Source organism: Paraburkholderia sp. NMBU_R16 (assembly GCF_013282575.1).
Lineage (GTDB): Bacteria > Pseudomonadota > Gammaproteobacteria > Burkholderiales > Burkholderiaceae > Trinickia.
The window spans coordinates 1-335 of sequence record NZ_JAAAYE010000337.1 but is presented as its reverse complement, the minus strand read 5'-3'; the positions used below and the strand labels follow the sequence as shown (position 1 = coordinate 335).

1 protein-coding gene is annotated in these 335 nt (G+C 54.6%); it reads right to left on the bottom strand.

The genetic code is table 11. The features are described from left to right. Nucleotides 1-122 precede the first annotated feature (122 nt). A partial coding sequence (locus GWC77_RS29355; protein ID WP_217283476.1) for a hypothetical protein occupies nt 123-335 on the bottom strand: 213 nt, incomplete at its 5' end.

The window sequence follows — 335 nt, the reverse complement described above, 5'->3', positions numbered from 1 at the left end:
GCACGGCCGCTTCTTTGAACTCTGCCGTGTACACCTGGTGCGGTACCTTGAACATCTCTTCTTTCCTTCCTTTGGGTCGAGTTTATACGCGACCTGCTGGAAGGCGAAATTTCAGGGGAAGCTCATTCTTCTCGATCGGCAGCATCTTCCACTGACATCCCATGTACAGCGCCAGCAGCATATAGTTGAACAGCTTGTGCAGCGGCAGGTGGGCTCTGTCGCATTAACGAGGACGAGTAGAATCGGTGCGAATTGAAACGCAGGACATCGATGATGGCAAAGACGAAGAAAGCTCGCTCAACGTTGCCCACCGGCGCGGGCAGCGTGCTGAAGCG